Annotated in this window: 5 protein-coding genes; 3 read left to right on the top strand and 2 right to left on the bottom strand. The window is 57.5% G+C overall.

The features are described 5' to 3' along the window. Positions 1 to 14 precede the first annotated feature (14 nt). A complete protein-coding gene (locus ABX749_RS22330; RefSeq protein ID WP_372897930.1) occupies positions 15 to 986 on the bottom strand; it encodes a diacylglycerol kinase family protein in 972 nt (323 codons plus the stop codon). 7 nt (positions 987 to 993) lie between these two features. Next, a complete protein-coding gene (locus ABX749_RS22325; RefSeq protein WP_145217340.1) occupies positions 994 to 1179 on the bottom strand; it encodes a hypothetical protein in 186 nt (61 codons plus the stop codon). A gap of 161 nt (positions 1180 to 1340) precedes the next feature. Here ABX749_RS22325 and ABX749_RS22320 point away from each other — a divergent pair, with 161 nt between their 5' ends. From ABX749_RS22320 to ABX749_RS22310, 3 genes are all read left to right on the top strand, one after another. Next, positions 1341 to 2090: a phosphatase PAP2 family protein gene (locus ABX749_RS22320; RefSeq protein WP_372897929.1), complete on the top strand. Its 750-nt coding sequence runs from the start codon at positions 1341 to 1343 to the stop codon at positions 2088 to 2090. Positions 2091 to 2317: 227 nt separating this feature from the next. Further along, positions 2318 to 3235 carry a YihY/virulence factor BrkB family protein gene (locus tag ABX749_RS22315; RefSeq protein ID WP_372897928.1) on the top strand — a complete coding sequence of 306 codons (918 nt, stop codon included), beginning with the start codon at positions 2318 to 2320 and terminating at the stop codon, positions 3233 to 3235. A gap of 171 nt (positions 3236 to 3406) precedes the next feature. Next, the gene (locus ABX749_RS22310; protein ID WP_372897927.1) at positions 3407 to 4543 is read left to right on the top strand and encodes a hypothetical protein; all 1137 of its coding nucleotides are present in this window, start codon (positions 3407 to 3409) and stop codon (positions 4541 to 4543) included. Positions 4544 to 4799 lie beyond the last annotated feature (256 nt).

Below are 4799 nucleotides of genomic sequence, written 5' to 3'. Positions count from 1 at the left end.
GGGACGATCGTTTCCTAACCGAGTTCGGCCCGCTCGACATGGGATTGAAACTGCCTGCCGACAAACATTTTGATCGGCGCCGGCTCGACACAAAACCGGATCGGTTCCGCGTTGACGATTTCTCCGTCGAGTGTGAAACGCATCGACGGACTGGATCGCAGCTCCAGACGCTTGGCTTGTCGATGAATCACCTGATCACACTCCCCGAATGTTCCGGTCAGATTGCGTGTCACAATCTCGGCCATGTCGGCGACCGTACCATCTTTGATCAAGACGATGTCTAACAATCCATCGGTCGGTGACGCCCAGGGAGCGACTTCGATCCGTCCTGCGTTGGTACGGCCGTTGGCGACCAGGATTGCCCAGCTATCAAGTTCCAACTGCTCGCCGTCGATGTCGACTTGAACCCGATAGCTGATCATGTCCGCCAATACGGACACAGCCCCCCGAATGTAGCTCATCGCGCCCCAGCGTTGTTTGATTTCGTCGGTCATCAATTCCGACACTCTCACGCAATTCCCGCCGGCTGCTACGTTTGCAAAGTACTGCTGAAACCCATCGGCGTGCACCTGCACGATGTCGATGCTCAGCGGCTCGCTTTGGCGCATTTGCTGGACCGCTTCGTCGACCTCATCCGAAATCGCGAGCGTGCCTGCAAAGTCGTTGGCCGTCCCCAGTGGAATGATCGACAGACTGGGACGTGACCGGGCATCGACTTCCATCAAAGCGTTCACAACCGCATTGACAGTACCATCGCCGCCGGCGGCGACGACGGTGCGGCAACGCGAATCGATGATCGCTTGTGGCAAATCCAACTCGCGACGGATTTTTGTCCATCGCGTTGCAAAACAAGACAGTAGTTGGCGAAGCTGGTCGATTTGAGCCGCTCTCCCCGATCCGTCATTCCAGATCACGTGGTAGTCCAGCTCCAGCAAAGCCGATCCAGTCCACTCGTCGTGGAGCAGATGGTTCGTGATGGCTGCCATCCGTTGTTCAATCCTGCGAAGAATCTGACGTTTGCTCGGCTCGGGCCGCCTCGATGCTCCGCTTAAGACGTTTGGCTGTTTCCTCGCGATACCTTTCGATCGAGGTCTCGTCGGCATCTTCGATCAGCGGAGGGCCTGCGACAAACGGGTGAGTGACGCCATGGACGGTCTGGATATTGATGGTATTGGTCATTGTCTTATGATCAGTTTTGAAGTGAGGTGAAAGGATTCTTCGGTGACACTCATGCAGATGCCGTGCCATTTCGACGTCTCGCCGAGACCGCCGTCTAGCGCCGACAGCACGAGACAGGTCCCCCGACTGATCGGCATGCGACTTGCGAAGGAACATCGAGCATGAAGACCTTCCGAAATCGCAAATTCCATCCACACCTCCTCCGCCTGGTCCGCTTCTTCCGTGACCGTGAACCGATTGTGCTGCTAGGACTGCTGGTCGTCGTACTGGCGGCATGGGGTTTTATCGAACTGACGGACGAAGTCTTGGAGGGGAGTACCGATTCGATTGACCGTTGGGTGGTGCTTAGTCTGAGAGATTCCGCGGATGTCTCCGATCCGGTCGGACCGACCTGGATGGAGGAAGCGGGACGCGATTTGACGGCGCTTGGCGGAATATCGGTCATGTTGATCGCCGTTGTATCAGCGGCCGGGTTTCTGGCGATCAATCGCGCTTATCGGACCATGGTCGTTTTGGTGGTGTCGACGTTGAGCGGAATGGGCGTGAGTTTGTGGATGAAGTCGCTGTTTGCTCGTCCACGCCCCGACTTTGTCCCCCATCTGTCGCACGTCTACACCAGTAGCTTCCCCAGCGGACATTCAATGATGGCGGCACTTGTCTATCTGACCCTCGCGGCGCTGATCGCTCCGGTACTGCGGCACTTTTGGTTGCGGTTCTACACGCTCGCCGTCGCGGTCCTGTTAACGGTGTTGGTCGGAATCAGTCGGGTTTACATGGGTGTTCACTATCCCACCGATGTCTTGGCCGGCTGGGCAGCCGGATTGGTCTGGGCGCTGGCGTGTTGGCTGATTGCCCGTGCGGTCAAGACAAAGCGTGACCGAACAAGGCCCGAGGGGGCCGAGCCGCCTTGAATGACGACGGCGGAACGTCAGGCACGAGCGGCCGGAGGCCCGCGGCAGACGCGTCTGTCTTGGCAACTGTAAAGGCCACGATTGCGAAGCGAACGTGTCGCTGAACAATTGGCTGAGCAATTGGCTGAGCAATTGGCTGAACAATGCTGGCATGGAATTTGCCCCGTTCCCGGCACATCCGCCTCACTGAAAACTGAATCCGGGGTCGCTCCACCGGCACCACGACGATGGACTTTCTGAAACAAACCTTCGAAGAGTTTATTAACGACCGCTGTACGACCATGGCAGCGGCGCTTGCCTACTACACCGCCTTTGCGCTTCCGCCGTTGCTGTTTCTGTTGTTGACCGTGCTGACGTTCGGATTGTCGCTTGCGTATGAATCCGAAAATGCCAAGCAGCGGGCACAGGCGGTGTTGGAAGATCAAGCCACGGAAATGCTCGGCAACGAATCGGCAGCAGAGGGGATCACCACGATCCTGCAGAACAACCGTGCCTCCGGCGGGACGTGGTGGAAGTCCTTGATCAGCTTTGCGGGCATCATCGTCGGGGCAACCGGCGTCGTCGGGGCGTTGCAAGATTCACTGAATCGAGTCTGGCAGGTGAAACCCGACCCGGACACCTCCAGCATTCTGACGATCTTGATCAAACGAATCATCTCGTTGGCAATGATTCTGGCGCTCGGCTTTCTGCTGCTGGTTTCCATCGTCGTTTCCTCGGTGCTCTCCAACGCGGGAGAACAACTGGGTTCAATCCTGGGCGTCGACGTGGGAGTCGCTGCAATCATCAACTACCTGGTCCAGGCCGCGGTGGTGTTTATCGTGTTTGCAGCAATCTTCAAGTTCATGCCCGACGCCGTGGTCCAGTGGCGCAATGTGACTGCCGGCGCAGCGATCACGACGGTGCTGTTTCTGGCGGGCCGATATGCGATGCAGTTCTATTTCTCGTACAGCGAGCCGGGGGCAGAGCTAGGGGCGGCGGCGGCATCGCTCGCAGTGATTTTGGTCTGGGTTTATTATTCGTCGATGATCGTGCTGCTGGGCGCCGAGGCCACTCAGGTGTATGCCGTCCGCTATGGGAACGGTATCCAGCCGGAGAGCAACGCGGTACGAGTGGTCGAAGAGATCCGCCGTCCGGAAGCGGGTTGAAGCCCAACCCAGTCTTCGGCCGATGACACGACCGACATTCACTGTCGGCTTGCTGTTTCGCCGATTTTTGGCGCGCCCCTTGCAACACTTCTTCTCAACAGCGTCACTCGGGCGCAGGGCGGACGTTTCGACGATCGCCGATTCAGCGACTCAACCAAAAGGTAGACAACCATGAAGACGAACACGCAACGAAACGATTCCAACGACTCGCGTGAGCGACGACGATGGGTGCTCGCCGCTGCTCTCGGCGCGATGATCCCCATCGCTGGTCAAATTCCGACCATCCAGGCCGATGAACCATTCGGACATCACAACCAGTACTACGAAGAAGATGCTTGGTGGGACGTCAGCGAATGGTTCGACGGCAACGATTACAACCCGACCGATGAAGCGATCGGACGCTGGGATGACGAACTGTACGACACGCCCGATGCGTTGAACAGCACAGACCGCGACAACGACACCGCCTCGAATGATTTCAATTTCGGTTTCTTTAGCGACGGCGACGATGACGACAACTGGTTCTTTGACTACTACGACAGCGACTACTCGGACGCAGGCGACTACGACAACGACGGTTATCACGACTACTTCGCCACGTACTACGACTACGATGCCGATGGCGTGATGGATGCGGTCGCTGAATACGCAGACAAAGACCGCGACGGTGTCTATGAATTCCACAACTTCACCGCATTCTCGAACTCCGATTCCGCTCAGAATCGAGAGACCGAGATGAAATCGCGGAACGATCAAAAGACCCAGAGTTCACGCGTCGTCGAGCGGCAGGGCGTCATCCAGTCGGTCAAGAAGGTCAAGACGCCTCGGGGGACGAACCTCGTCGTCGCGATCGGCGAGAGCAAGCAAAGCGACAACCTGTTGGTTGATCTGGGGCCGGCCGATCAATTCGACGCGGAAATGAAACAGGGCGACGAGATCCAAGTCAAAGGCGCCATGTTTAAGGTGGGCGACAAATCGGTGCTCATGGCCAGCACCGCGACCCTGGACGGGCAGCAACAGTCGATCGACCGCAGCGGTCGAAAGTTCACCGGGAAGGTTGATGACATGATGACCGCCAAGATTCGTGGCAACACGCACCAACTCGCGAAACTGAAAACCGACCAAGGGAAAAAATTGCTTGTCGACTTGGGCCCCAAAGATCGACTGAAACTGGACATGAAATCCGGCAGTGAGGTGACCGTCACCGGGCCGGCGATCAAGGTCAAGGATCGGTCGGTGCTGATCGCCCGACAGGTAACCGTCGGTGACGAGACCATGCAAGTCGAGCGAATGGCGTTGAAGCAGTAACATGCCTCGGCCTGTTGGTTTTACCGATACGCGTCCAAGTACTCGCTGGCGTCGGCCCGACGGCGTCAGCGAGAAGTTTCCCTAAGCAACGAGCGGGAAATGAGAGACGCATCGTCTTGGATCGCTCGTTGCTAACACGACGTGATGGGTTCGACCAATGCGCATCTGCCCGGCGTCGGGCAGGTGTTTTTCGCCGTGTAATTTATCCACGGCCGGATCGCCGAACGACCGGCCACTTTTAGGATGACCTGCTGAT

Source organism: Stieleria sp., from assembly GCF_041595215.1.
In the GTDB taxonomy this organism is placed as follows: Bacteria; Planctomycetota; Planctomycetia; order Pirellulales; family Pirellulaceae; genus Stieleria; species Stieleria magnilauensis.
The sequence above is the reverse complement of the archived record's forward strand: the minus strand, read 5'-3'. Positions and strand labels throughout refer to the sequence as shown.

What these genes read in the sequence shown, in the direction of transcription:
- ABX749_RS22330 (WP_372897930.1), bottom strand. Translation starts at nt 986, where the DNA reads ATGGCAGCCATCACGAACCATCTGCTCCACGACGAGTGGACTGGATCG.
- ABX749_RS22325 (WP_145217340.1), bottom strand. Translation starts at nt 1,179, where the DNA reads ATGACCAATACCATCAATATCCAGACCGTCCATGGCGTCACTCACCCG.
- ABX749_RS22320 (WP_372897929.1), top strand. Translation starts at nt 1,341, where the DNA reads ATGAAGACCTTCCGAAATCGCAAATTCCATCCACACCTCCTCCGCCTG.
- ABX749_RS22315 (WP_372897928.1), top strand. Translation starts at nt 2,318, where the DNA reads ATGGACTTTCTGAAACAAACCTTCGAAGAGTTTATTAACGACCGCTGT.
- ABX749_RS22310 (WP_372897927.1), top strand. Translation starts at nt 3,407, where the DNA reads ATGAAGACGAACACGCAACGAAACGATTCCAACGACTCGCGTGAGCGA.